Raw genomic sequence first — 26,277 nt, forward strand, 5'->3', positions numbered from 1 at the left:
ACTTAACACTAAGAAAAATAAAACTTTTCTAAAGTCCATACTTCTTCATTTTTCGGTAAAGCGTACTTCTACCCATACCCAACTCCCTGGAAGCCTGACTGAGGTTTCCGCTGTGTTTTCGTATCACTTCTGATATCGTCTGCTTTTCCACATCTTCCAGATTATAAGATGATTGCACAGTATCATTGGGCGTTTGCCTTTTTTTAGACATCAGAAAATCATCGGTATCCAGCGTGACAGAATCGCTCATAATGACTGCCCGCTCCACCGCATGTTGTAGTTCACGCACATTACCCGGCCAGGGATATTTTTGCAAATGCTTCATAGTACGTTCGCTGATTCTCAACTTAGGTTTTTGGTACTTTTTTCCAAACTGTTCAAGGAAATGATGAGCCAAAACGGCAATATCTTCCTGCCTTTTGCGCAGGGGAGGAAGTTGAATTTCAACTGTGTTGATACGATAAAGTAAATCCTGACGAAAGCCAGGCTGGTCATGGCTGGCCATCTCATACAATTGCATATTGGTCGCACATATGAGTCTCACGTCAATGTGCAAAGGTCTATTTGTTCCTACCCTAACGATTTGTTTACTCTGTATGGCTGTCAACAGTTTGGCTTGCAGCGCTAATGAAAGATTACCGATCTCATCTAAGAACAAGGTACCTCCGGTAGCAATTTCAAACCTCCCGGCTCTATCCTCTACCGCCCCGGTAAATGCTCCCTTGGCATGGCCGAATAACTCAGATTCAAACAGCGTTTCTGTCACTGCACCCAAATCCACTTTGATAAATGGCTGAGATGCTCTCGGGGATGCGCGATGAATAGCTCTGGCTACCAGTTCTTTGCCTGTTCCGTTTTCTCCCAGGATCAGAACATTGGCATCTGTGGCTGATACTTTTTTGATGGTATCAAATACCTTGTCCATTGCGGCTGATTGGCTTATGATCTCCTGAAAAGAGCTTTCCAGATCCTGACTCAGTGCCTGTTCACGATGCTTCAGTTGGCTGACTTCCTGCTCCGAACGATGTCTGTGGTAGTGAGAAACTATCGTGGCCGCAAGCTTTTCCTTTTCCCAGGGCTTGGTCAGAAAATCCACGGCTCCATCTTTCATAGCATTAACCGCTAAATCTATATCTCCATAGGCAGTGGTGACCACAATCTGTGCTTCTTCATCAACTTTTAGCATCTCCTTAATCCAGAAGAGTCCTTCCTGCCCACTGGTTTTTCCCTGGGCAAAATTCATGTCCAGCAATATCACATCAAAATGTTCCTTTTCCAGCAGAGGCATTACCTGAGAAGGATGGCTTTCTGTTCTGACTTGGGTGAAGACTTGTTTCAGAATCATTTTAGCGGTGTACAGCACCGCCTGATCATCGTCTATGATAAGAATTTTGCCTTCTTTTTTTTCCATGGCTGAAGGTAGAATTTGTTCCAATATGATACAATGGTTAGCTTTAGTAAAACACCTACTTCTACTACGCATGAATACCAGAACCTTATTTTTTCTACTGATTGTATTGACCGTATCCATTTCATTTACTTTTTATTCTTTCAGGATTTTACACCCTACGACCAATCTTCCGGAGCAAATTACTACAGTAAATCCCACTTCCTGGAAACACTATTCTACCGAAACAGGTGATTTAGCCCCTCCCAATACTGGCAATCAGCAAACCGCTTCGCTGGTATGTGATCTGGATATGGATGGAATTCAAGACTTTGTCATCACAGAAAGAACTCAGGCCCCTTCGGTGGTCTGGTACAAAAAGCAGGGTGATCGTTGGGAAAGAAGTATAATAGAAGATGAAGCGCTTCGCATTGAAGCTGGTTCCGCTCATCTGGACATTGATGGAGATGGTGACCTGGATATTGTCTTTGGAGGTGAAAGTCGCAGCAATGAAGTCTGGTGGTGGGAAAACCCCTACCCTGATTTTAGTCAAAGCTGGAAGCGCTACACCATCAAAAAGTCCGGAAAGAATAAACATCATGACCAGCTTTTCGGAGATTTTGACGGTGACGGATTGCAGGAATTGGTATTTTGGAACCAGCAGTCACAAACGCTTTTTCTGGCAGAAATTCCTTCTAACCCAAAAACGGCTGAAGAGTGGCCACTCCAAAAGATCTATACCTATAGCACTGATAGTGAAATGGAGCAGCTGGGCCAGGAGGGTTATCCTGCCTGGAAAGCTACACACGAACATGAAGGGCTGGCCAAAGCTGATATTAACCAGGATGGGATTGAAGATATCATCGGTGGAGGAAGATATTTCACTTTTTCTGATGATGGCTACCATGAAAATATCATTGATGCCAGTTATACTTTTACCCGTGCAGCTGCAGGGCAGTTTATTGAAGGAGGGAGACCGGAAGTCATTTTAGTAGTTGGCGATGGTGTAGCACCCATGATGCTCTACGAATGGCAGAAAGGCACCTGGACAAGGAAAAGCATTATTGAAGAAGTAGATAATGGGCATACTCTACAGGTAGTGGACTTTAATCAGGATGGGCATCCCGATATTTTTACCGCAGAAATGCGCTTTGGTGAAGAAAACCCCGACGCCAAAACCAGAGTATTGCTGGGCGACGGAAAAGGTAATTTTCAGGAAGAATTGATTGCAACAGGCTTTGGTGTGCATGAGGGCAGAATGGTTGACCTGGATGGCGATGGCGACTATGATGTGTTAGGCAAACCCTATACCTGGAAAGCCCCACGCCTGGACATATGGATCAACGAAGGTGCACCATGAAGAGGTTTTTCTGTATTCTGTCAATTATACTTATTTCCTGCCAAAGCGATTCCCAAAAACCTAGGATCACAGTATGGTATGGTGAAGAGCAGCATTTTGGTAAGCTGGGCTACCCCCAACCGTGGATCAATATACTGGGAAATGTAAATAGTGATCAAGGCATTGCTCAATCCGTTTATCAAATCAATGGAGGAAAAGATCACTTTTTTAGTATGGGTGCAGATGGGCGCAGGCTGGCTCGCCAGGGAGACTTCAACCTGGACATTCATGTAGATTCGTTGCAACAGGGAGAAAATCAGCTTACTATTTTGGTTACTGACAGCCTGGGTAATCAGTCATCTACTAATATAAGTCTGTTTCTTCATCCCAGGCAAAACTGGGCACTGCCTTACCGCATCCATTGGGACAGTGTAGCAAACATACAGGATGTAGCGCTAATTGTAGATGGCAAATGGAAGCTCACCACAGAGGGAATACGCACCGAAGAACCTTATTATGATAGAGTAATTGCGATTGGTGGCAACAGTTGGCAAAATTATGAAGTCAGTACTTCGGTGATATTTCATGATTTTACGCCACCTCGGGAAGGTCCTCCAACTTTTGGGGTGAGCCATGCTGCCATTGCCAGCCGATGGCCGGGCCACGACCTGGATGAGCATCAACCCCATGTCAAATGGTATCCATTAGGGGCTACTTCAGAATTCAGACTTAGCACACAGTTGGATAGTTGCCGATGGCGCATTTTTGATGGAGAAAATTTATATGCTGAAGACAGCAGCAGTCTGCGCAGCATCCAACTGGATACAAAATACAGGATGATACATCAGGTAATCAGCATCAATGATAGCACCACTCGCTACAGTGTAAAACTTTGGGAAGCCAAACGACCTGAGCCTTCGGGCTGGGATTTTGTAGCTGAAGAAGTTGCTGAAAATAACATAACATCCGGTAGCGCTTTGATCATCGCCCACAATACTGATGTTACTTTTGGTGATATAGAAGTTGTACCCGTTCCATAAGCAGGCTCACTTTTTGAATCTTACCCTCAGCTTCACTTCCTGAGCAATGGCTTCTCCGTTGCGAGTAGCAGGTTCCCAATCAGGGCCATCCTGGATCAGCCGGATCGCTTCCTGATCCAGCCAATCTCCTGCGCTTTGCTCCACCATAATATCACTTAGTTTTCCATCCGGAAATACTGTGAAGGAGAGTTTGACTACCGCTTTATCTCCCTCTTTCCATTCGTCTGGATACTTTTGATTTTCATTCAGATATTTTCTATAAGCTCGCATCCCGTTCAAAGGTTTGGCTGAAGTGACGACGACTTCATCTCTGCTTCTTTCACTGCCATACCCCATCGTTACCACTTCACTCAATGATTGTATGTCATGCGCTAAGGCTACTGCTACACTATCCTGTTGATCAACATTTACTTCGGTAGTTTGATAACCAATTGATGAAATAACCAGATTATTATTATCCTTAGGTAAATCTATAACAAAGCGCCCTTCTACATCCGTAATGCTTCCAACTGTAGTTTCTTTTACCAGCACATTTACGCCGGGAATTGGATCTTTACTCTCCTGGTCTATAACTCTCCCACTGACCGTTTTCCAGCCTTCCTGAGTAATTTGAGGAGCTGCGGATGAAAGCTTTTTAGAACTTCTGATCTGGTTAGTAAGAGCTTCGCCTTTACTATATTCGTCATTAGTCTTAGCTCTACCGGATAAGGTAAAATTCTCATCAAACGCTTTAGATTCAACTTCTGACAAAGTTTGGGAAACATTGTCCATCCCAGAATCAGAGGCAGTAGAAGCGTTAAAGGAATCTTCAACTGAGTTTTCCGCTGAAAATGCTGACGTTTCTGAAGGTACTAAAGCCAAAGTCTGGGGCAATTCTTCATCTTGAAGCTGTTGGGAGTCCTCCAAACCCTCAGGTGGTAACAGACTAATCGGAGTAAGCTCTTGTTCCATCTTAGTACTCTCTTCAGGGGCATTAGTCGTAGGTATGGTTTCCTGACTGCTCAGGCTAGGGGTATCTGCTGGCAAAAGCACAGTATAAACAGCATAAAATGTTCCGATGAGCAATGCAACAGAAGCCGCAATAGGCAACCAGTAAATCTTTTGTCTTTTGGCAGCTTTCGTCCTTTCCAGAATGCGGGCCTGTAACTCATCAACCCCATGCCCAAAACGTTCTCCATCTTTCAGCACAGATGTTCCCTCCAACGCATCGGCTACAAAAGGATCTTGTGCTTTCAAAGCCTCCAAATAGGCTTCTTCTTCAGCAGACAAAGTCCCATCCCTGAATTTTTTCATCAGTTCTACCCTCAGTTGGTCGCTATCGTGATGCAGCTTACTCATGGTTCTTCTCTACAAAAATTTTCAGATTACGTTTACCATTCTGCAAATGACTTTTCACCGTCTTCATCTCAAAGCCGGTCAAAGCCGCCACTTCCTGATAAGATTTCTGTTCCAGATAAAACAGGCGAATACATTGCTGTTGTTCCTCCGGCAAGGTAGGCAGACCTTTCTCTATCAAACTCCAACGGTCAACGGCAAACTCTTCCGCACTTTTTTCTATCAATGCTTCTGAATTTGAGCCATGTCCATTTTCATGCAAATGATCAAAGCGCTCCAGTATATGCCTTTGCTGCGCTCTTAACTGCATCAGGCAATGATTTTTGCTTACGGTATACAACCAGTTTTTAAATTCCTTCACCTGAGTCTCTTTCAGACTTATTGTAAGCTTCTCAAAAATCTGCATCACCGCATCCTTACTGGCTTCTTCATCTTTAAGATATTTCAGACATACTCCATATACCAGGTGGGTATAGCGATGGTACAAATCGCCCAGGTACACCAAATCACCCGTGCTTGCATACTTTCGCAGCAAACTAGCGTCATCCGGAGGTACACGTGAAGTAAGTCTTTTTAAAAACATAAACAGCAGCGCTATTTGCAGTAGTCATAATTCTCTTACTGAACCAAGACTACTTCTTTGGTCAGTTTCAGTAGTAAGATGCAGTCTCCCTTCATTTTCCATAAATCATGCTGAAAAAAAAATTTTTCCTCTCTATTTATGGAATCTCCCTTATCCCGACATCTTCTTATAAAACAATTAAAATTATGAAAAAGTATATTTTTATATTCGCAACGCTTACCCTGATGGGCTTTGTTCATCCGCTTACCTCCTCCTATACTGTCAGCGGAACCGTCACCTCTGCTGATGATGCCAACCCACTGCCGGGTGTCTATGTGCTGGTCAAAGGTACCAATACAGGTACGATTACTGATCCAGATGGTAAATACGAGTTGGAAATTACTAGCGGTCAGGAAACATTGGTTTTTACCGTTATTGGCTTTGCCACTGAAGAAGTGAAAATCAAGCAGCGTCAAGAAATCAATGTAAAACTAAAGACTGATATACAGTCGCTGTCGGAAGTGGTAGTAACTGGTTACGGAAGAACGCGTCGTGCTAAGATGAACCATAGTGTAAGTATGGCGGAAGCAGAATATGCACCCTCTTTTTACGCTCCTCAGGATGAAGCCTTACCTCGGCACAATACGGAAAATTATGCAACTATTCATGAAAATGATTTTCTTGAGGTAAAAAACAACGCCCTTTCCACTTTTTCTATTGATGTGGATGCTGCCTCATACAGCAATATCCGCCGATTCATAGATCAGGGACAGATGCCTCCCAAAGATGCGGTGCGCATAGAAGAAATGGTGAACTATTTTACCTACGACTATGCCCAGCCCAGCGATGATACGCCTTTTGCCATTGCGACCGAACTCTCTGCCTGTCCCTGGAATGAGGACCATCAGTTGGTGCACATTGGTTTGGAGGGCAAAGAGATTCCTACCGAAGACCTGCCTCCTTCCAACCTGGTATTCCTGATAGATGTATCCGGCTCCATGGATGCCCCAAACAAACTGCCTCTTCTCAAAAGTGCTTTCCATATGCTGGTCAACCAAATGCGCCCCGAAGACAGGGTAGCCATCGTGGTGTATGCTGGGGCTGCCGGAATGGTGCTGCCCTCTACTCCTGCCAGTGAGAAAGAAAAGATCATGCAGGCACTGGAGCAGTTGCAGGCAGGCGGCTCTACTGCCGGAGGTGCAGGCATCAACCTGGCTTATAAAATTGCCAAAGAACACTTTCAGGAAGAAGGCAACAACCGGGTCATCCTGGCTACCGACGGAGATTTTAATGTGGGCGAATCTAGCGATGCCGGGATGGAAAGGCTTATTGAGCAGAAGCGTGAAGATGGCGTATTCCTGACCGTGCTGGGCTTTGGGATGGGCAACTACAAAGATTCTAAAATGGAGATCCTGGCGGATAAAGGCAATGGTAACTATGCCTATATTGACAATATTCAGGAAGCCAAGAAGGTGCTGGTCAGTGAATTTGGCGGCACGCTGTTCACCATCGCCAAAGATGTAAAGTTGCAGGTAGAATTTATTCCCACCAAGGTAAAAGCCTATCGCCTGATCGGCTACGAAAACCGTGCGCTTAAGAATGAAGACTTCAACAATGACAAGAAAGACGCCGGTGAACTGGGTTCCGGCCATACAGTAACCGCCATGTATGAGATCATTCCTGCCGATAGTGAAGAAGAAGTATCTTCCATAGATCCACTGAAATACCAGGAGCAGAAAATTAAAGCTGGTGCCCGAAATTCCGATGAGTTGCTGACATTGAAGCTGCGTTACAAAAGTCCCAAGGGCAGAAAAAGTCAGTTGATAGAACAGCCCCTGATGGACCGTGCGGTAAGGCTGGACAAAAGTAGCGATAATTTCCGTTTTGCTGCAGCCGTCGCAGGATTTGGGATGCTACTGCGGGATTCAGAACACAAAGGAAACCTGACGTATGATGCCGTAGCTACTCTGGCCCAGGATGCCAGAGGCGAAGACAAGGAAGGCTATCGTCAGGAGTTTGTCCGCATGGTAGAATCCTGTAACCTGATGGCAAGCAAGTAAAATATTCATGAGGGGTTTCCATTTTCAGTGCAAAATGGAAACCCCTCTTTTCATTCCACATGGTTTATATGTACAAAATGATACCAATAGAAGTGGGCATTCTATTTCTGATAAAATTCTTGAGACAGATCGCAACATCCCTATAAAGCTGTCAGTTGAATTGATAAATATTTTTTCAGAATAGTACCCCATTTTTTATTCGTATGGATCAGTCAATATTGCAAAAACTGAGTCAAGGACTCTCAGCTATAGAAAACTTTGTCCGTGAACTTGAAAAACAATACGCAGAGCTGATTGAGAAAGTAAACCCTGACGCACAAGAAAGTGCACGGAACCTTCTTCATTATCTGGCTTTGAGGAATGAAGACATCAGCAACTATCAGGACGCTCTCTCTGAACTTGGTATTTCCTCGCTGCAGCATGCGGAAAGTCATGTGCTGGCTAACATGAGTGCTGTGCAAAGCATCCTATACCACTACCAGGAGCGCTCTTACCAAGAGCCTAAGCCATTAATTTCTATTCATGAGGGAGAGGCATTAATGAAAAAACACAGAGAGGCCCTGTTGGGACCGGAGCCTCAGCCCAAAAGGGCTTATACCATGGTCACTATGGATACCGATATGGCAGACGACTACCAGTTGGTCCATGAAATGTTAGCTGCCGGAATGGATTGCGCCCGTATTAACTGTGCAAAAGATGATGCCGATGTCTGGAAACGTATCATTGCACATGTGCATAAAGCCAGTAAAGCACTGGAAAAGCCCTGTAAAATTCTGATGGACCTGGGTGGGCCAAAGATAAGGACAGGAAGTATTCAGAAAGGACCTAGGCTGATTCAGATCAAGCCAGTACGAGATGAGCGGGGAGAAACCATCTCTCCGGGCTTATTAAAACTGGTAACAGAAATAGATACCAGTGAAGAATTTTTGCAGGTACCTGTTGACCAGGATTGGCTTGCCCAGCTTAATGTGGGAGACAACATACGTTTTGAAGATACCCGTAAAGTGAAGCAGGAAGCCAAAGTTGTTGATGTAGACGATCAGGGTGTAGTCATTTCTTTTGAGGAAGAAGTTTACATTGAAACCGGACTTAGTCTTGAGCTTTGGCAGAATGGGAAGAAGGTTGCTAATGCAAAAGTAGGCAAGCTACCCAATACCCGACAAAAGATTTATCTCAAAGAAGGAGATACGCTGATCTTGCACGGAAAAAATCAGGAGGGCGAGCCTGCCCGATATGATGATAATGGAGAGCTCGCTTCTCCTGCACATATTTCCTGTACACTACCGGAAGTTTTCAAAAGTGTAAAAAAAGATCAGGCAGTACGTTTTGACGATGGTAAAATTGAAGGAATAGTACTCGAAACCTCTGAAGATGAGCTACACATAGAAATCACTCATGCAAAAAATGGTAAGCGCACTCTTAAAGAAAATAAGGGTATCAACTTTCCAGATACAGATTTGCAGATCAGTGGGCTGACCGAAAAAGATAAGCAGGACCTGGACTTCGTAGTGAAACATACAGATATCGTCAATTTATCATTTGTTCGTAGTCCGGAAGATGTATCGGATTTTCTGAATGAACTGAAGCAAAGAGATGCCAACAACATAGGCATCATGCTGAAAATAGAAACCGAAGAAGCTGTCAACCAACTACCCTGGCTGCTACTCCAAGCCCTACAGCATTATCCGGTAGGCGTTATGATTGCCCGAGGCGATCTGGCAGTTGAGATCGGCTGGGAACGTATGTCTGTTCTACAGGAAGAAATTTTGTGGTTGTGTCAGGCTGCGCATATTCCCAACGTTTGGGCCACACAGGTACTGGAAGGCGTAGCCAAAAAAGGTATACCCAAACGTGCTGAAATCACAGATGCTGCCATGGCTGACCAGGCCGATTGTATTATGTTGAACAAAGGCGATTACATTATTAGAGCTATTGAGATGCTGGGAGCAATCTCAAGAAGGGTAGAAAAACAAAAGAAAAAAAGCTCAAGCATCGTACAAAACCTGGAATTGAAAAATAAGTAACTTTTAAATGTGTATCATTATGGTACAACTATCGTTTTAGAATGAAACACTGAAACGATAGTTTAAGCTTTAAACCTGCCCTAGGATCAATTGAAGGGCTTGGCATAGCTTTTTCATTGCTTAATGAAGAATGATTGATGATTGATCATTAGTCACTTATCATTAACCATTATGCTAAAAAACTACTTTAAAATAGCTTACCGCAATCTGCTGAAGAATAAGGTTTTTTCATTAATCAACCTGATAGGTTTTTCCTTAGGCTTTATCGCTGTGATCTTCATTGCTCTATATGTTATAGATGAGCTAAGCTTTGATCAGTACCACAGCAAAGCCGATAGAATTTACAGAATTACAGAAACCCTGCATGATGAGAATGGTGAACGACAGGTGCCAGGTGTTGCTACCCTTATCGCACCCTCAGCCATAGAAAATGTACCTGAAGTGGAAAATGCTGTCAGGCTCAATATTTTTGGTAGGCTTACCCTTGGTTACAATGAGTTTCGGGCTTACGAAAACTTTTTAGCCGTTGATTCTTCTTTCTTTCAGATTTTTGACTGCCAGTTTATTGAAGGCAACCCGGATACTGCCTTAGATAAACCGTATTCGGTAGTGCTTACTGAAAGTCTTGCCAAAAAATATTTTGGTAATGAATCTCCGCTAGGTAAAAGTATGTATGCCAGTTGGTTTGAAGATGAAATCATCGTTACCGGTCTAATCAAAGATTTTCCTTCTAACACTCACATAAGGCCTGCACTATTTTTTTCAATGGCCACTGCCTTTACATTTGAAAGCTTTAGAAAAAGTGCAGAAAGTGATTGGTCCTCTAATGCATTTGCCACTTATCTGCTATTAGATGATGAGGCCAAACCTGAAGCTGTTGCCGAGCAACTGACTACCCTGGCAAATGCAAACAGGCCAGAAGCGTTTCAAAACAATCATTTCAGTTTGCAGGCATTGCCAGATATACACTTTCACTCTCAACAGTTGGAAGGGGATTATATAGTACCCGGGGATATAGCCTATGTCTATGTTTTTACTGGAATTGGCCTGCTGATTCTGCTCATCGCATTTATAAATTATGTCAATCTCTCCACCGCCAGAGCCATGAAGCGCTTTAAGGAAGTCGGCTTGCGCAAAACCGTAGGCGCCAGCCGTAAACAATTGATGTATCAGTTTATGGGCGAGTCCATCCTGATAGTGCTCATTACCCTGGTGCTGGCCGTTACAGTGGTACAGTTGCTGATGCCTTATTTCAATGATTTGGCTGAGAAAACACTTGAGCTTAATCTTTTTAATAGTTACATATTGCTGATTTTACTAGTAGTAGGCATCGTTTCCGGTATACTGGCAGGGGCTTATCCTGCTTTCTATTTGTCTCGAATCAAACCATCTCTGATTCTTAAGCAGCATTCTACTTCCCGAGAAAATACATCTCTTCGTCAGTTGCTGGTCGTCGCGCAGTTTGCATTTGCCATTGTAATGATCACCGCTACCATCGTCAACTACCGGCAAATGAATTTTATACGCAATACCGATCTGGGATATGATCGTGAGCAATTGGTCACAGTAGACATCAACAGCCAGATTTTAAGGGAGAAATACGAAACCGTAAAAGCAACATTCCAGGCTTTGCCCAATGTGAAAAGTGTAACTGCTACCACAAGGGTGCCTGGTGAATGGAAATGGATTTCCAGCATCAGTGCGAAAAAAGAGAATGCTTTGGTTGAATTTCTATACTTCGCAGGTGATGAGGATTTTCTACCCACTTATGACATTCAACTAACGCAGGGGCGAAATTTCAGACATACCTCTGCCGACTCAGCTAAAATTCTGATCAATGAAACGGCAGTCAAAACGATGGGATTGAGTGATCCTGTTGGGCAGATCATTGAGTTTAGTCATTTTAATCAGGATGAACTGGATCAACCCTTCCTGGCCGAAATAATTGGGGTTTTCAAGGATGTACACTTTAAATCCGTTCACGAAAAAATAGCGCCCACACTAATTACTTATTATCGGAATCCCCATTACCCGATTGATTACTATACTTTAAAAATTGGTACAGAAGATATACCGCAAACTATTGCTGCCATTGAGGAGGTCACACAACAATTTGATCCGGCCAATCCGCTGGAATACCATTTTCTGGAAGACAAATTTGAAGAACTGTACCGGGCTGATACCAAAACCGGTGAGATCATCAGTATTGCCGCTTTACTGGCAATCGTCATTGCCTGCCTGGGCTTGTTTGGTCTGACCAACCTCTCAGTAGAGCAGAGAATCAAAGAAGTAGGCATTCGCAAAGTGCTTGGAGCCAAAGTAAGTCAGATTACGTGGCTGATTTCAAGAAAATTTCTCAGACTGGTAGGTATTGCCTTTGTAGTTGCAGCACCTTTTGCCTGGTGGGCGACCCAGGAGTGGCTTAGTGAATTTGCCTATCATTTTGAAGTGTCCTGGGACCTGCTTTTTATTTCAGGAGGAGTGGTGCTATTAATTGCGATCTTCACCGTCAGTTTTCAAACTATCAAAGCAGCGATGTCAAATCCGGCGGAATCGCTGCGGTATGAGTAAATTTTATTGAGTAGGTTATTTCCAGCCACTCTACAATCATCATTAGCTATTATTCATTCATCAATAATCATCCTTCATTATGATTAGGAATTATATAAAAATAGCCTACCGCAACCTACTCAAGAATAAGGTTTTTTCCTTGATCAATATTTCTGGACTTTCTATTGGGATGGCCGCCTGTATACTGATTTTACAGTATGTGAGTTATGAACTGAGCTATGATGATTTCCATACCCGTGCGGAAGACATTTATCGGGTAACACTGGATATTCATAAAAACGAGGGACAGCAAACCCGCATTGCCAGAGTGTCACCGGCAGTAGGCTCTGCTTTTCAGGCTGAATTTCCAGAGGTTGAAAACTACACGCGTATGATTATTCTGGGACCGGATGCTGTGCTGACGTATGAAAATAAGTACAAAGGCGAAGCCGGAGTCTATCTGGCTGACTCTGCTTTCTTTGATGTATTCTCTTATCCATTGATACGGGGTAATCCGAAGACGGCGTTAAATGAGCCTTTTTCTATCGTGATCACCGAAAGTACTGCCCGGAGTCTCTTTCAGGATGAAAATCCGCTGGGGAAAGATGTGGTGCTCAACGCAGCAAATCTTGATGAAACCTCTTTTCCATTCAAAGTAACAGGTATTATTGAAGACTTTCCGGAAAACACCCATTTACAGCCTGCTGTACTGATCTCCTATCCTACTCTTTTTGAATTCGTTGGCCATCAGTTTGACGAATCCTGGACATGGAATGAGACCTATACCTATGTCCGGCTCAATGGGCATGCTGATCCCAAAATGCTGCAAGCCAGATTTTCTGAAGTAGTACAGCGTTTCAACCAGGCCTATATGGAAGAACAGCACATGGACTGGCATTACCGGCTTCAACCCATCACTGATATTCACCTCCATTCTGACCTTCAGCATGAATCTTCGGTCAACGGCAATGCTTTTTATGTCTATTTTCTGGCAGTAGTAGGCCTGATGATACTCCTGATCGCGTATATCAATTTTGTCAATCTGGTAACGGTCAAAGCCCTCAACCGGGCCAAAGAAGTAGGCATACGAAAAGTTTCCGGTGCGTATCGCGGGCAGTTGATCGCTCAGTTTTTTCTGGAATCATTGATGGTCAACCTGATTGCAGGTATTCTTTGCATTACACTATTGCAAATAACAGCCCCTTACTTTGCTCAGCTGTTTGATGTGAAACTTGCTTTTATGCATGAAAGTCAAACTATTCTATGGATATCTTTTGCCTTATTACTACTCTTTCTCATCCTGAGTAGCGGGTTTTATCCGGCTTTTGTCCTCTCTCGCTACAAGCCAGCAAAGGTCCTCAAGGGAAACATGAGCAGAGATAGATCAGGGGGCACGCTCAGAAAAACATTAGTCACCGGACAGTTTGCCATCACGATGGTGCTGATTGCTTTGACATTGGCCGCGACCGTACAAATCCGTTTTATGCAGCAGCAATCGCTGGGCTTCAGCCCGGAGCAGATTGTAGTCATCAAAGGTGCAAAGTCATATGATTATGGCTTCGGAGACAACTTTGCTGCATTTGAAAACAAAGTCACCTCTCTAGCCTCTGTAAGAAGTGTATCGGGTTCCATTGTAGTGCCCGGACATGAGATTTATAATTATAATGATCATATTTTGTTGAATGGTAAAGAAACAGCAGGCGTTTTTTCTCTGAATTATGTAGACAAAAATTACTTTGCTCATTATGGCATCCCACTTCTCAGTGGACGAATGTTTACCGAAGAGGCACAACCCAAATGGATAATTAATGAGTCAGCAATGCGCCTTTTTGGATTTGACAAACCTGAGGAGGCGCTCTCCCAAATTATTGACAGAAACGGCCAGCAAGGAGAGATCATCGGGGTAGTCAAAGATTTTCATCACCAAAGTTTGAAAAAAGCTATCAGCCCAACCTTATTTTACTGTAGCAGGCAGCACAATTATTATTCAGTAAAAGTTGAAAGTGGACAGATAGCCGAAACGCTTAAGCAAATCAAAGCATCATACAAGGAATTGTTTCCTGGCAGTCCTTACGACTACTTCTTTCTGGATGAGTTTTTCAACCGGCAGTACAAAGCCGAGCAGCAGTTTAACATCTTTTTCCGCATTTTTTCTGGTTTGGCTATTTTTATAGCCTGCCTGGGTTTGTTTGGGCTGTCCACTTTTATGGCTACTCAACGCACCAAAGAGATAGGCATTAGAAAAGTGCTGGGTGCATCGGTTAGCAACATTCTTACTTTGCTCTCCAGGGATTTTATCAAGCTGATCATAATTGCCAGCATATTGGCAATTCCTTTGGCCTATTGGGTAATACAAAAATGGCTGGAAAACTACGCTTTCCATTTTGAGCTTTCATGGTGGCTTTTATTAGCTCCGGTGCTGGTCTTAATCATAATTACATTATTTACAGTAAGCTTCCATACCATCAAAGCCGCTTTCACTGATCCGGCCAAATCACTGCGTTACGAATAGATTTTTTAATGATGGATGATGACTATGTAATTAATGTCATCAGTCATTATACATTCTTCATTAGTCATCACTAATCCATAACATTTATGCTGAGAAACTATTTTACAATCGCTTGGAGAAACTTGATCAAGCACAAGGGTTTTTCTTTTATCAATATCTTCGGATTGGCGACTGGCATAGCCGCTTTTGTGCTGATTTTTCAGTATGTACAGTTTGAACTGAGTTACGATACTTTTCAGGAGGAAGGGGAAAATATTTATAGGGTAAGGGTAGATCGCTATCAGGATGGAGAGTTGGAATACAGAAATGCTTTTACCGTACCAGCCTTGGGTCCTACTATTATGGGTGAGATACCCGGCGTAGAGGATTATTTCCGGCTGGCTTACTGGGCCAAAAGCAGCACCCTGATCTATCAGCCGAATGAAAAAGAAATGCCGCTAACTTTTAAAGAAGAGCATGTCATTTTTGCTGACCCTGATTTTATCCCCTACTTTTCTCTGGATTTGCTGGTTAAACAAAGCGACTCCCTGCTAGCACAACCTCATCAGATGATCATAGCGAAATCTATTGCCCAAAAGTATTTTGGAGAAGACTGGCAAAAGGAAGCCATTGGCAAAACAATCACTGCTTATAATTCTACCAAAGAAGGTAAGGTCAATTTTGAAGTGGCAGGTGTTTATGAAGATATTCCCCAAAACTCACACCTGAATTATGATATCATCTTTTCTCATGCTACCCTACCTTACTTTTTACCAGAAGAAATACCGGAAGAACAACGGCTGAGCATGTTTGAAACTGCCTGGGGCCCCAATGCCTGGTATACTTATTTGGTATTGAATGGTGAAGTCAGTTCTGAGGAGGTTGGACAAAAAATTACTGATCTTATACAGAGCCGAAATCAGGCAGAGAACACCAAAGACATATATCAATTACAAGCCATACAGAAAATTCATCTACATTCTAACCTGCTCAATGAACCTACTGCAACGGGCAATGTGAGGTGGGTTTATGCAATGGGCATAATTGCATTCATTACCCTAAGCATTGCCTGGATCAATTACATTAATCTGTCTACCGCCAGAGCCGTGAGCAGAGCCAGAGAAGTAGGACTACGAAAAGTAGTTGGCGCCAGAAAATTTCAGCTATTAGGGCAGTTTCTGCTGGAAGTAGCCATGATCAATACTGTCGCCTTTGTATTAGCCATTACCCTGATTCAGCTCAGTACTCCCTATTTCAATAATCTGAGTGGAATATCTTTCAGCTTATTTTCAGCTGAACTAGCCTGGCTGTGGGCAATCATTTTAGGAGCCTTTACTATTAGTACAGTATTGATCGGCCTTTACCCTGCCCTGATACTCTCTTCCTTTCGTCCTACTACAGTCCTGAAAAATCAGCTTGGCTCTCCGGTAAAAGGCCTTAACATCAGAAAAGTACTGGTGGTCTTTCAGTTTGCTATTTCCCTGATATTGATCACCGGGACAATGGTCATTTACCAACAGATTACTTTCATGAAAGAGAAGGACCTGGGATTTGAGACCACCCAAAAACTAATCATTGAAGGTGCCAATGTGATGGAACAGGAAACTTCTTTTTTGCAAACTGTTAAAAACTTACGAAATGTAGCCACTATTAATCCTGCAATTAAAGCGGTAAGCGCGGCCAGTTACGTACCTGGTGAAACAGATCGTGAAACCCGGATGATTGGCAGGGATGAAGAAAATGTTAAAGAAATCCGAGACATCAGTATAGACGCTGACTATTTTCCAACCATGGAAATTCAACTTTTGGCCGGCAGAAATTTTTCTGATATTGAAGAACAAAACCAACACAAAGTCATAATCAATGAGTCGGCTTCACAGTTGCTGGATTTCAGTTCACCAGAAGCTACCATAGGTGAAACATTTGGTGTAATCAACAATTGGGGAATTACATCCTATGAAATCATCGGGGTGGCTCCTGATTTTCACCAAAATGCCTTACAAAATGATTATGAACCCATTGCTTTTTTTAACGAAATATATGATGGTAGCTATGTCATACAAATTGATCCCACACAAACAACTTCTATCAGCAATACTATTGCTTTTCTGAAAGCCAAGTGGGAAGAAGTATTACCCAACAACCCTTTTAATTACTATTTTCTGGATACCTATTTTGACCGCCAATACCAGTCAGACCAACGCTTTGCCAGCATTTTCGGTTTATTCTCTGTACTCGCCATAATCATTGCCTGCCTGGGACTTTTAGGCTTGTCTTTTTTTTCGGCTGTGCAACGTACCCAGGAAATTGGCATTCGCAAAGTATTGGGTGCATCGGTCAGCAGTATCCTTAGACTGCTTTCCAGAGATTTTGTCAAGTTAATACTCCTTGCCGGTATCATTGCTATTCCTTTTGCATATTGGGCAATGTACAAGTGGTTGCAGAACTATGCTTTCCGCATTGAAATCAGTTGGTGGCTGCTGATTCTTCCGCTTATTTTGGTAATGGTTCTGGCGTTACTCACAGTATCCGTACATACCATTAGAGCAGCATTTACTAATCCCTCACAATCACTGCGGTATGAATGAATTGAAGTAAGCCAATAGTCATTTTGATGGGAATAATCAGTTAGTACAAAACAGAATGCCAGCACTTACGTTCAATAACTAAACCCTTGTGTTATGTCGCGAATTTTCCCACTTATCATGCTGGCATTTCTGGTCAGTGCCTGTCAGGATTTTGACTCTACAAAAATTATTGCTCCTACTGACTTTCAGATAGAGGCAGTTAGTCTTAATCTAAATGGTGATGTATTGCCTACCAATGTGGCCGCTCAGAAGGTAGAGCAAAATTCACAATATACGCTCGTAGGTGCTACCTTAAAGCGTCAAGGTAAAGAAATAGTGGGTATCTGGCTGTTTGATGAAAACGACCCTCAAGCCATAAAAAGCATCAATGAAATCGCACTGACTTATTCGCCTTTTCCTAAGCAGAATAAATTAAAGGTTACGAGCGAAGCCCGTAACCTTTCAGCTTTTTTACAGCGATAAAAGAACCTTTATTCTTCTTTGTCCAATATCTTTTCGATTCGGTAAAGCACGTCATCTAGGTGGATGTTGGTTTCACGATTTGTATTTCGGCGAAGTGCTAGTCCTACATCATTTTGTAGCATATTCAACTCCTCACGTACTATGGCTCTTATATCCGATTGGCTAACGTCTACATCGGTCCAGCCGTAGTACTCTTTATAATTATCAGACATGCTGCCCAATTCATTGTCCAACAGAAATTCCATTCTTTCCAGGTAGGCTCTCTGAAGGTTTCTCCGGTAAGGATCAATATTTTGTCCCCGGTAAATTTCCGACCATATGCCTTCTCTCAGATCATCCATCATTACCAGCGCAGTATAGGTATCCTGTCCATGCAAAGCTTCCGCCTCAAGTTGACGCGCCAGTCGCTGAGGGTGCATCAGATCATTAAGTACATTTTCCTGAAACTTCCTGATTCTGTCCAGTATTCCTGCATGCTCAATTCTGGTCAGTATTTCTTCGTTGATCATCCATTCCGGTGTTTCAAAGGCATTTTGGAGCAGAAATTTCATGGCCTGCTTTTGCTTATCTTCGGAAACTACTTCATAAACGGGACCTTCCTGATCGTAGGTTTTGTAGTTTTCGTATACTCCTCCTACATTCTTGGTTACGTGCCCCATATAGCGGTACCACTGCGAAATTAGCTGACCGTATATTTCCTGTAGCTCCTCATAGGTCTCGTTTTCTCTATACGTCCATTCCATCAGTTCTGGCATGATTTGCTTTAGATTGGCCAATCCATAGCCACTCGCTTTGACAGCATCATCACCTAAATCTTCATTTTGTGAGCGTGGATCAATTTTAGCTCCGGACTGGCGACCATAAAAATAGGCCGGATCATCTGCCTTTTCTTTCACCCACTCATCCAATACTTCCTCAACCGCTTCTGGAGACTCTTTGTCAGGAAAATAGGTATACCCCCACTTGATCGCCCACTTATCATATTCTCCTATGGCTGGGAAAAAATTTGTCACTCCATCTTCCGGCTGAGCGATGTAGTTAAAACGTGCATAGTCCATGATAGATGGAGCAGTACCATGCGTAGCAGTAAATGAAGGCGACCTAAGAGAATCTACCGGATAAGCATAACTGGAACCCCAGTTGTGAGGAAGTCCAAGCGTGTGCCCTACCTCATGAGCAGCCACAAAACGAATAAGCTGCCCCATCAGCTCTTCTTCAAATTCCACATTACGAGCCTCAGGATTTGCTGCTGCTGTCTGTACCAGGTACCAGTTGCGCAGCAGATTCATGACATTATGATACCAAAGTATATCACTTTCCAAGATCTCTCCGGTGCGAGGATCATGCACATGAGGTCCCTGCGCATTCTGGATGGGTGTTGTGATGTAACGAATTACAGAATAGCGCACATCTTCAGGAGAGAATTCAGGATCTTCTTCTTCACTGGGCGGATCTTTGGCAATGATGGCATTCTTAAATCCAGCTTCTTCAAAAGCTTTTTGCCAATCTTCTATGCCTTGTTTCAAATAAGGTCTCCACTCCATGGGAGTGGCAGGGTCAAGATAATAAACGATGGGTTTTACCGGCTCCACCAATTCTCCCCGCTTATAGGCCTCTTCGTCTTTGGGTACCAATTGCCATTTGGTGATATATTCGCGTTGAAAAGCCTTCTGCTTGTTCATGCCATAATCATACTGCTCTATGCTGAAGTAGCCTACCCTGTTATCAGCCAGACGGGGCATCATAGGCTCTTCCGGTAAAAGTATCATGGACTGATTCATTTCCAAGGAAAGCGTACCTGATTCAGCATCTGCGGGAGGCTCATCGGCATTATAGGTAAGTACATGTCGTACCTCCACATTTTTGGGATAACTGTGCATATGCTGCACAAAACTACGACTTCCGTCCAGGTTCTTCACTTTGAAGTTCTTACGTTGAGAATCGTTCAAAGCACTGATGAGAGGAACATCAGAGGTAAAAAAATCATCCACTTCTATCACCACCGTGCTGGAATCTTCGGCTATCGTCTGAATCTTAAAACTCTGAATCACCGGTTCAAAATTGTTGTTTTTGACCGATTGGTAGATGGGCTGCTCCATATCCGCCACATTGGTATAAGATACATGGCGCATCAATATTTGCTTGTCTTTTCGCTGAAAGCGGATAACCTGCTGAGAACGCGCTTTCATTCCGGCACCACCAAAACTTAAATTCGGTGTTACCCCAGAAATTCTGCTGACCAAAAGTATTTCTCTTTCCAGCAAGGTATCGGGCAACTCGAAGTAATAGTTGTCTTCTACCTTATGCACAATAAAAAGCCCGCTGTCTGTCTGGGCTTCTTCAGTGATCACTTCATCGTAAGCGGTGAACTCACCATTTTTTTCATCCTCTTTGGCAGAAGCATTTTCAGCATCAGCATCTTTTTTGGAAGATGCTCCTTTAAATACCGAACAGCCGGCCAAAAGCATACACAAGATTAGAGTTAGGTAATTAATTCTGTTTTTCTTCATTATTGGCTCGTTTTTACATCTATTATTCCTTTGTGGCAGTTAAAAAATTTAGGTAAAGTATGCCACACTGCGAATTAAACCAATTATCTAAAAGATACCAACAAATAATTAATCTACTCATTATCAAATAATTGCAAAAAATACCTGTGTTGTGTACGACTTTTATCGTACTATTATTTGCAATTACGACAAACATCGTATATTATTGAAGTACGATAATAATCGTACAACTATGAAAGACAAAGAAAACAACATCCCCAAACCTACCGAAGCGGAGCTGGAAATACTACAGGTACTTTGGCAATCAGGTCCGGCCACGGTAAGAGAAGTACATGAAAAACTGGCTGAGAAGCGAGATATTGGCTACACCACTACCTTGAAAAACATGCAGAACATGGTACAGAAAGCCATGCTCACCCGCGATGAGGAAAGTCGTAGCCATATTTATCATGCGCAACTTCAGCAAAAGCAAACACAACAAATGTTACTGGATCGTTTTATGGAAAGTGCTTTCGGAGGTTCAGCCATGAATCTGGTGATGCAGGCATTAGGTAATCGTAAAACATCTAAAGAAGATCTACAAAAAATCAGAGCACTCATCAATAAACTTGAAGGAGGTGAAAAATGAAAGAAGCAACTTTAGATCAGTTAATCAATGCACTGGGTTGGACCTTACTCCACAGCCTTTGGCAGTCTTCCTTAATCGCACTTTTTCTGTACCTCGTAATCGTATTTTCTAATAAGTTAAGTCCCAATATCAAATACATTTTAGGGGTCACTGCCCTGCTCTTTACAGGCATACTTTCGGGTACCACATTCCTAGACCTCTATTTTCATCATCAGCCTGAATTGAAAAATCTTCAAGATGAAATTTACCTGGGAAGTGGTTTTAGCGCTGCTCCTTTCCAGATTACCTACGAGAGAGCAACAGCTTCTGAAGCAGCTAACCAAAGCTGGCAATTTTCATCATTCGTTGATCAGGCAAAATTATATATTAATTCTCATCTGCACTGGATTGTCCTGGGATGGGTAGTGGGTGTATTGGTATTTTCTTTAAAGTTTGCAGGTTCATTGATCTACATTGAGAGGCTTAAGAAAAGATGGGTAACACCTCTTGCTGAAGATTGGCAAAACAAGGTGCATTGGATGACGAAGTGTCTGAGACTTCAGCAAAATGTAAAGGTGATGGTATCTCATATGGCTAAAGTTCCGATGATGTTGGGGCACCTGAAACCCATTATCCTCATCCCTGCTTCAATGCTGAGCAGGCTACCTGAAGATCAGTTAGAAGCAATCATCGCTCACGAGATTGCCCATGTTTACAGAAAAGACTACTGGATCAACCTCCTACAATCCCTATTTGAAATTATTTTCTTTTTCCATCCGGCAATCTGGTGGATCAACAATGTAATCCGCTATGAAAGAGAAAAATGCTGCGATGACCTGGCCATTGGCATTTGCGGAAGCTCTCTTACCTATGCAAAAGCTCTGGCTAGTGTGGAAGAAGCTAAACTTCAACATAGCAGTATGGCTCTGGCGATTAATGGAGGAAAAAGTAGCCTATTACACAGAATAGAAAGAATACTGGAACCGGGAAAAAACGACGGAAATCCGATGGCTCGCTTTGTATCTGTCAGTCTGATAGTGGCAATACTACTTCTACTAAGCGCAAGTGGGGAAAGTATAGCATTTCGCTACGGCGATAAAGTACTAGATACATGGGAAGCGGTTCAATTTCCCAATTCCTTAGCAAAGCTGGATACTTCAATACAAGTGGACATTGATAATGACATAGACCTTGAGTTTGATGAGGAGGTAGAAATTTCTGAAGAAGATAATTTGGATAAAGAGATTGACCTGGACCTGGATATTGATATTTCTGATATAAATTCTGATACTCTGCCAAACACAAAAGAAGGTAATTTATCAACCATTACCATACTGCGTCAGTTGAGTGATAGCCTTTCGGCTCTGCATAATCTGGCAATTCCTAATACTCCGCATCCCGATTCACTTCATGCCTACATGTTTTCTCTAACAGACAGCAACATGGTGAAAAGTTTGCAGCGATTGAAGCAACTCAATTCAACCCAGCAGTATCATTTGCCTGCCCCACCCTCAGCATCTGGAATATATTTGTTTGACGTTGATTCTTTGATACAAATCCATGGGCTAAGCAAGGCAATATCACCGACTGTAATAAGGCTTGACTCTGTTTTGAACGATATGCGTTTACGTACTAAAACATTAAAACCTGCCAATATACTACAGGACACTACTTTGGAAAAGAGGCTGCGAGAACTGGCGGCTTCTATGAGAGAAAAAGAAAGAGAATTTGAGAAGCTCATGAGAGAAAAGGAAGAGATCATTCGGGAGCTAATGGAAGAAAAAGAGGTAGAGCAAAGGGAGCAGAAAAGAGTGATGGATGAGCAAATGGAAGAACAGTTAGAACAACTGAAAGAACTCATGCAGAAACAGGAGAAGCTTGATGAAGACCAAATGCGTGAACAGGAGAAACAAATGAAATTGCAGGAAGAGCAATTAATGAAACAGATGGAGGAGCAGGAAAAACTAATGAGACAGCAAGAGGAGAAAATGGAGAGGCAGGAAAGTCGTTTTGATAAGGCAAATCAGGCCCTTGAATCTGAGCTTTTAGAGGATGGCCTTATTGAGCCGGGGGAAAGATATAGCTTCAAAATCTCAAATGAGGGCTTTTTTCTGAATGATAAAAAACAATCTGATCAACTCTATCAGAAATATCTAGACTGGCTCAAAGACAATGATGTATTTAGGTATGAAGAAGGTTCTACTTTAAGTATCAACCTTGTGGCAGAATAATTATTGATCATACCCATTTGATAAATTAAAACACAGCTGGGTTGGCTGTGTTTTTTATTGAAATTCAAGTTTAATATTCGTTGAGTTTCACTTTAATTTGCTTTAAATTAGTTTTGTGACACAATAGAATACAATCAATTTGAGTAATAGTAACAGGAGGTAGAGGAACATGACAAGCCACGAATTTGAAAAATTACCCAGAGAGAAGAAGTGCAAATATGTGTGGAACCGCTGCACTTTTTTAGCTACCCGCTTTCATTACGATCATCAGCGTCGCTTCAGGATTAACCTGTATCACAACGGTAAATTTTTTGTAGAGATCTGGTATAACAGCAAATATGATTATATAGGGGATATTGTTTCTTTTACTGACAACAAATTGCTGGATCCCTACTTGTCCGATATCAAACTAAACACTTTTCCTGCCTAGCTTGATAATCAGTTTTGCATTTTTACTTTCTTCTTGATGATCGTCTTTGTAGTGAATGATAAAATGGCTACTGCACCTAAGGCAATGCCGATAGCTATCCATTCTCTTCCTCCCAGCATTTCCAGTTCAAAAATATCTCGGATACCGGGTACATAAATCAGTATCACCTGAAGTACTAAGCTGGTTGCTACGCCTATCCATAACCACTTATTGGTAAATATTGGTATAGAGAAGTAGCTCCTCACTGCTAATAGCAATATGAATTCTGAGATTACAACGTATGTAAATGCTGTAGTCTGGGCTAGCTGTAGCTGTTCTTTATCGTTTCCTCCAACCCAGTAAAAAAGAATTAGTGCACCAATGGTAGAAATTACTGCCAGAATACAGGTAAGAATGAGTTCTGGCTTAGGAAGAATTCCAGAGCTCCCTTTTTTAGGCTTCCGCTCCATTATATCATCTCCATAAGGATCTACTGCCAAAGCCAGAGCAGGTGCCCCATCTGAAATTAGGTTGATCCAAAGTAACATAATGGCTGTAAGTGGTAAGTTCCAACCTAGTAGAGTAGCTATAAAAATAATAAGCACTTCAGATAAATTACCAGACAATAGGTGCATGATTGCCTTTTGTATATTGTCATAGATACCCCTTCCCTCTTCAATGGCATGTACAATGTTGGTAAAAGAGTCATCCATAAGAACAAAGTCTGATGCCTCCTTAGCCACATCAGTACCTGAACCCACTGCTACACCGATATTTGCTTTTTTCAAGGCAGGAGCATCGTTAACACCATCACCAGTCATGGCCACCACATTTCCATTTCTCTGGAGAGCTGCAATTATTTTTTGCTTATGTTCGGGAATCACACGAGCGAAAACACTAGCACCTTTCTCCAGGTGAGACTCCAGTTCTTCATCCGACATATTACTCAGGTCTGCCCCGGTAAGTACTTCTCCTTCTATGCCTACATCATCACCAATGGCACTTGCCGTTTCCTTATAGTCACCGGTAATCATAATCACTCTGATACCTGCTTTTTTTGTAATCTCAATAGAATCAACTACATCTGGGCGGGGTGGATCAATCATTGCCTGTAAGCCGACAAATGTGAGCCCATCTTCTTTAAACTCTCCGTTATTTTCTTTATATGCAAAGGCCAGTACTCTCAACGCCTGTTTGGAAAAGTTATCTACCTGCTCTTGTATACTATTCTTGACTTCTTCGTTCAGCTCTACTTTTTCATCTCCATTCATTGCATGCGAACATACTTCCAGAATCTGATCGGGCGCACCTTTGGTATAGACATAGTCTTTACCATCTTTCTTTACCAGAACGCTCATTCGCTTTCGGTCAGAGTTAAAAGGGATTTCGTCCAGACGTTCGACCTGACCATTTATTTTGGCTTTATCAGCCACTACTAATAAAGCTGCTTCTGTAGGATCTCCTGAGATTTTCCATTCCCCTTCTTCTTTCCCTATTGAAGAATTATTACAGACTTTCCCAATTTCAAAAAGTAGTGCCGATATCTCTTCTTTCACTTCTCCTTCAGGTTCATAACCAGAACCTTCAATTTCTGTCTCACTCTCCAATGTCCAGGCTTTTTTTACCGTCATCTGGTTCTGGGTGATCGTACCGGTTTTATCAGAACATATCACATTACAAGAACCAAGCGTTTCTACCGAAGACAGTTCGCGAACCAGTGCTTTGCGCTTCAACAATTTTTTTACACCTGCACTTAGTGCAATAGTCACTACTGCCGGTAAGCCTGAAGGAACTGCAGCTACAGCTAATGCTGCTGCTACCAATAAAGCATCAAGTATAGCATTCCATGAAAAGCCATTTTCCAGATAATCGCGTATCCCAATCACTGCAAGTACAATTATACATATGCCGATGACTGCAAAACCAAGACGTTTACCAAACCTATCCAGTCTTTTCTGCAGGGGGGTGAGCTGTTTTTCTGAGGTTTTAACCATCTCGGTGATCTTGCCGATCTCGGTCTCCATGCCGGTTCTCACTACTACTGCTCTGGCTGTTCCACTCTGAATATTGGTAGAAGAAAACAGCATGTTTGACTGATCCCCGATCTGCACATCCTCATCAAGCTTATCTACACTTTTTTCAACCGCTAAACTTTCGCCGGTAAGCGCTGACTCTTCTACTTTTAGCTCTTTAGCTTCAAATACTCTTACATCTGCCGGCACCTTATCTCCGGCTTTCAGGTAAATCACATCCCCTTTGACTAAGTATTTAGAGTCTATTTCTTTGGTTTTGCCATCTCTTACCACATTAGCCTTCACTATGCCCATCTCTTTTAATGCCTGTAAAGACTCCTGGGCGCTTACTTCCTGGTAATAACCGATGATCGCATTGGCAATAAGTATGGCGGCTATCACGATTGCATCAGAATATTCACCCAGTATCAGGGACAACACCAGTGCAAAAAGCATGATGTAAATGATAAAAGATTTGAATTGATTGATGAGTATTTTGAGCTTATTAATCTTTGTTTCTGTATCAAGCTCATTGGGCCCGTCTTTTTCCAATCGTTGTTTGGCCTCGCTTTCAGAAATTCCCTCCGGTGATGAACTTAGTTCTTCAAAAGTATTCTCAGAGGACTGCAGGTAGTATTCCAAGGTAATTGTTAGGTTAAAAAGTAATAGC

Annotated in this window: 16 protein-coding genes; 11 read left to right on the forward strand and 5 right to left on the reverse strand. The window is 42.5% G+C overall.

Annotated features, from left to right (window positions below; all coding sequences use genetic code 11):
* Positions 1-28: 28 nt before the first annotated feature.
* Entirely contained in the window at positions 29-1,411 is a 1,383-nt protein-coding gene (locus tag WJR50_RS27095) for a sigma-54-dependent transcriptional regulator (protein WP_341296451.1), read from the reverse strand.
* A 70-nt stretch (positions 1,412-1,481) separates the two neighbouring features.
* Between WJR50_RS27095 and WJR50_RS27100 the strand changes: the two genes are divergently transcribed.
* Both WJR50_RS27100 and WJR50_RS27105 read left to right on the forward strand, forming a co-directional pair.
* Positions 1,482-2,747 (forward strand): FG-GAP repeat domain-containing protein, encoded by a 1,266-nt coding sequence (locus tag WJR50_RS27100; RefSeq protein WP_341296452.1) that lies wholly within the window; start codon positions 1,482-1,484, stop codon positions 2,745-2,747.
* Positions 2,744-3,766, forward strand: a complete 1,023-nt coding sequence (locus WJR50_RS27105; protein WP_341296453.1) for a hypothetical protein — start codon at positions 2,744-2,746, stop codon at positions 3,764-3,766. Before WJR50_RS27100 ends, WJR50_RS27105 begins: the two co-directional genes overlap by 4 nt.
* A gap of 6 nt (positions 3,767-3,772) precedes the next feature.
* Here WJR50_RS27105 and WJR50_RS27110 read toward each other — a convergent pair whose 3' ends face one another.
* Both WJR50_RS27110 and WJR50_RS27115 read right to left on the reverse strand, forming a co-directional pair.
* Entirely contained in the window at positions 3,773-5,104 is a 1,332-nt protein-coding gene (locus WJR50_RS27110) for an energy transducer TonB (protein ID WP_341296454.1), read from the reverse strand.
* Positions 5,097-5,684, reverse strand: coding sequence for an RNA polymerase sigma factor (locus WJR50_RS27115; RefSeq protein WP_341296455.1), 588 nt, complete (start codon positions 5,682-5,684; stop codon positions 5,097-5,099). The genes WJR50_RS27110 and WJR50_RS27115 overlap by 8 nt, the downstream gene beginning before the upstream one ends.
* 185 nt (positions 5,685-5,869) lie before the next feature.
* Between WJR50_RS27115 and WJR50_RS27120 the strand changes: the two genes are divergently transcribed.
* From WJR50_RS27120 to WJR50_RS27145, 6 genes are all read left to right on the forward strand, one after another.
* The gene (locus WJR50_RS27120) at positions 5,870-7,723 is read left to right on the forward strand and encodes a vWA domain-containing protein (protein WP_341296456.1); all 1,854 of its coding nucleotides are present in this window, start codon (positions 5,870-5,872) and stop codon (positions 7,721-7,723) included.
* A 203-nt stretch (positions 7,724-7,926) separates the two neighbouring features.
* Positions 7,927-9,747 (forward strand): pyruvate kinase, encoded by a 1,821-nt coding sequence (locus WJR50_RS27125; RefSeq protein ID WP_341296457.1) that lies wholly within the window; start codon positions 7,927-7,929, stop codon positions 9,745-9,747.
* Between the two features lie 171 nt (positions 9,748-9,918).
* Complete coding sequence (locus WJR50_RS27130) at positions 9,919-12,318, forward strand: ABC transporter permease (RefSeq protein WP_341296458.1); 2,400 nt, start codon at positions 9,919-9,921, stop codon at positions 12,316-12,318.
* Between the two features lie 79 nt (positions 12,319-12,397).
* Positions 12,398-14,809 carry an ABC transporter permease gene (locus WJR50_RS27135; protein ID WP_341296459.1) on the forward strand — a complete coding sequence of 804 codons (2,412 nt, stop codon included), beginning with the start codon at positions 12,398-12,400 and terminating at the stop codon, positions 14,807-14,809.
* 86 nt (positions 14,810-14,895) lie between these two features.
* Positions 14,896-17,376 carry an ABC transporter permease gene (locus WJR50_RS27140; RefSeq protein WP_341296460.1) on the forward strand — a complete coding sequence of 827 codons (2,481 nt, stop codon included), beginning with the start codon at positions 14,896-14,898 and terminating at the stop codon, positions 17,374-17,376.
* Positions 17,377-17,469: 93 nt separating this feature from the next.
* Positions 17,470-17,838, forward strand: a complete 369-nt coding sequence (locus tag WJR50_RS27145) for a hypothetical protein (protein WP_341296461.1) — start codon at positions 17,470-17,472, stop codon at positions 17,836-17,838.
* Between the two features lie 8 nt (positions 17,839-17,846).
* Here the strand turns inward: WJR50_RS27145 and WJR50_RS27150 are convergent, their stop codons facing one another.
* Positions 17,847-20,348, reverse strand: a complete 2,502-nt coding sequence (locus tag WJR50_RS27150) for a zinc-dependent metalloprotease (RefSeq protein ID WP_341296462.1) — start codon at positions 20,346-20,348, stop codon at positions 17,847-17,849.
* Positions 20,349-20,580: 232 nt separating this feature from the next.
* Between WJR50_RS27150 and WJR50_RS27155 the strand changes: the two genes are divergently transcribed.
* The 3 genes from WJR50_RS27155 to WJR50_RS27165 all read left to right on the forward strand — a co-directional run bounded on the left by WJR50_RS27155 (position 20,581) and on the right by WJR50_RS27165 (position 23,616).
* On the forward strand, positions 20,581-20,976 hold the full coding sequence (locus tag WJR50_RS27155; RefSeq protein WP_341296463.1) for a BlaI/MecI/CopY family transcriptional regulator: 396 nt from the start codon (positions 20,581-20,583) through the stop codon (positions 20,974-20,976).
* Positions 20,973-23,186 carry a M56 family metallopeptidase gene (locus WJR50_RS27160; RefSeq protein ID WP_341296464.1) on the forward strand — a complete coding sequence of 738 codons (2,214 nt, stop codon included), beginning with the start codon at positions 20,973-20,975 and terminating at the stop codon, positions 23,184-23,186. Before WJR50_RS27155 ends, WJR50_RS27160 begins: the two co-directional genes overlap by 4 nt.
* 169 nt (positions 23,187-23,355) lie before the next feature.
* The gene (locus WJR50_RS27165; protein WP_341296465.1) at positions 23,356-23,616 is read left to right on the forward strand and encodes a hypothetical protein; all 261 of its coding nucleotides are present in this window, start codon (positions 23,356-23,358) and stop codon (positions 23,614-23,616) included.
* Positions 23,617-23,624: 8 nt separating this feature from the next.
* On the opposite strand, the gene WJR50_RS27170 is transcribed toward WJR50_RS27165, so the two are convergent.
* Positions 23,625-26,249 (reverse strand): cation-translocating P-type ATPase, encoded by a 2,625-nt coding sequence (locus tag WJR50_RS27170; RefSeq protein WP_341296466.1) that lies wholly within the window; start codon positions 26,247-26,249, stop codon positions 23,625-23,627.
* Positions 26,250-26,277: the final 28 nt, after the last annotated feature.

Origin of the sequence: Catalinimonas locisalis (genome assembly GCF_038039535.1) — a bacterium.
Classification (GTDB): Bacteria; Bacteroidota; Bacteroidia; order Cytophagales; family Cyclobacteriaceae; genus Catalinimonas.

Excerpts from the sequence above, each read along its gene's own strand:
- WJR50_RS27095 (WP_341296451.1), bottom strand. The coding sequence starts at position 1,411 with ATGGAAAAAAAAGAAGGCAAAATTCTTATCATAGACGATGATCAGGCG.
- WJR50_RS27100 (WP_341296452.1), top strand. The coding sequence starts at position 1,482 with ATGAATACCAGAACCTTATTTTTTCTACTGATTGTATTGACCGTATCC.
- WJR50_RS27105 (WP_341296453.1), top strand. The coding sequence starts at position 2,744 with ATGAAGAGGTTTTTCTGTATTCTGTCAATTATACTTATTTCCTGCCAA.
- WJR50_RS27110 (WP_341296454.1), bottom strand. The coding sequence starts at position 5,104 with ATGAGTAAGCTGCATCACGATAGCGACCAACTGAGGGTAGAACTGATG.
- WJR50_RS27115 (WP_341296455.1), bottom strand. The coding sequence starts at position 5,684 with ATGTTTTTAAAAAGACTTACTTCACGTGTACCTCCGGATGACGCTAGT.
- WJR50_RS27120 (WP_341296456.1), top strand. The coding sequence starts at position 5,870 with ATGAAAAAGTATATTTTTATATTCGCAACGCTTACCCTGATGGGCTTT.
- WJR50_RS27125 (WP_341296457.1), top strand. The coding sequence starts at position 7,927 with ATGGATCAGTCAATATTGCAAAAACTGAGTCAAGGACTCTCAGCTATA.
- WJR50_RS27130 (WP_341296458.1), top strand. The coding sequence starts at position 9,919 with ATGCTAAAAAACTACTTTAAAATAGCTTACCGCAATCTGCTGAAGAAT.
- WJR50_RS27135 (WP_341296459.1), top strand. The coding sequence starts at position 12,398 with ATGATTAGGAATTATATAAAAATAGCCTACCGCAACCTACTCAAGAAT.
- WJR50_RS27140 (WP_341296460.1), top strand. The coding sequence starts at position 14,896 with ATGCTGAGAAACTATTTTACAATCGCTTGGAGAAACTTGATCAAGCAC.
- WJR50_RS27145 (WP_341296461.1), top strand. The coding sequence starts at position 17,470 with ATGTCGCGAATTTTCCCACTTATCATGCTGGCATTTCTGGTCAGTGCC.
- WJR50_RS27150 (WP_341296462.1), bottom strand. The coding sequence starts at position 20,348 with ATGAAGAAAAACAGAATTAATTACCTAACTCTAATCTTGTGTATGCTT.
- WJR50_RS27155 (WP_341296463.1), top strand. The coding sequence starts at position 20,581 with ATGAAAGACAAAGAAAACAACATCCCCAAACCTACCGAAGCGGAGCTG.
- WJR50_RS27160 (WP_341296464.1), top strand. The coding sequence starts at position 20,973 with ATGAAAGAAGCAACTTTAGATCAGTTAATCAATGCACTGGGTTGGACC.
- WJR50_RS27165 (WP_341296465.1), top strand. The coding sequence starts at position 23,356 with ATGACAAGCCACGAATTTGAAAAATTACCCAGAGAGAAGAAGTGCAAA.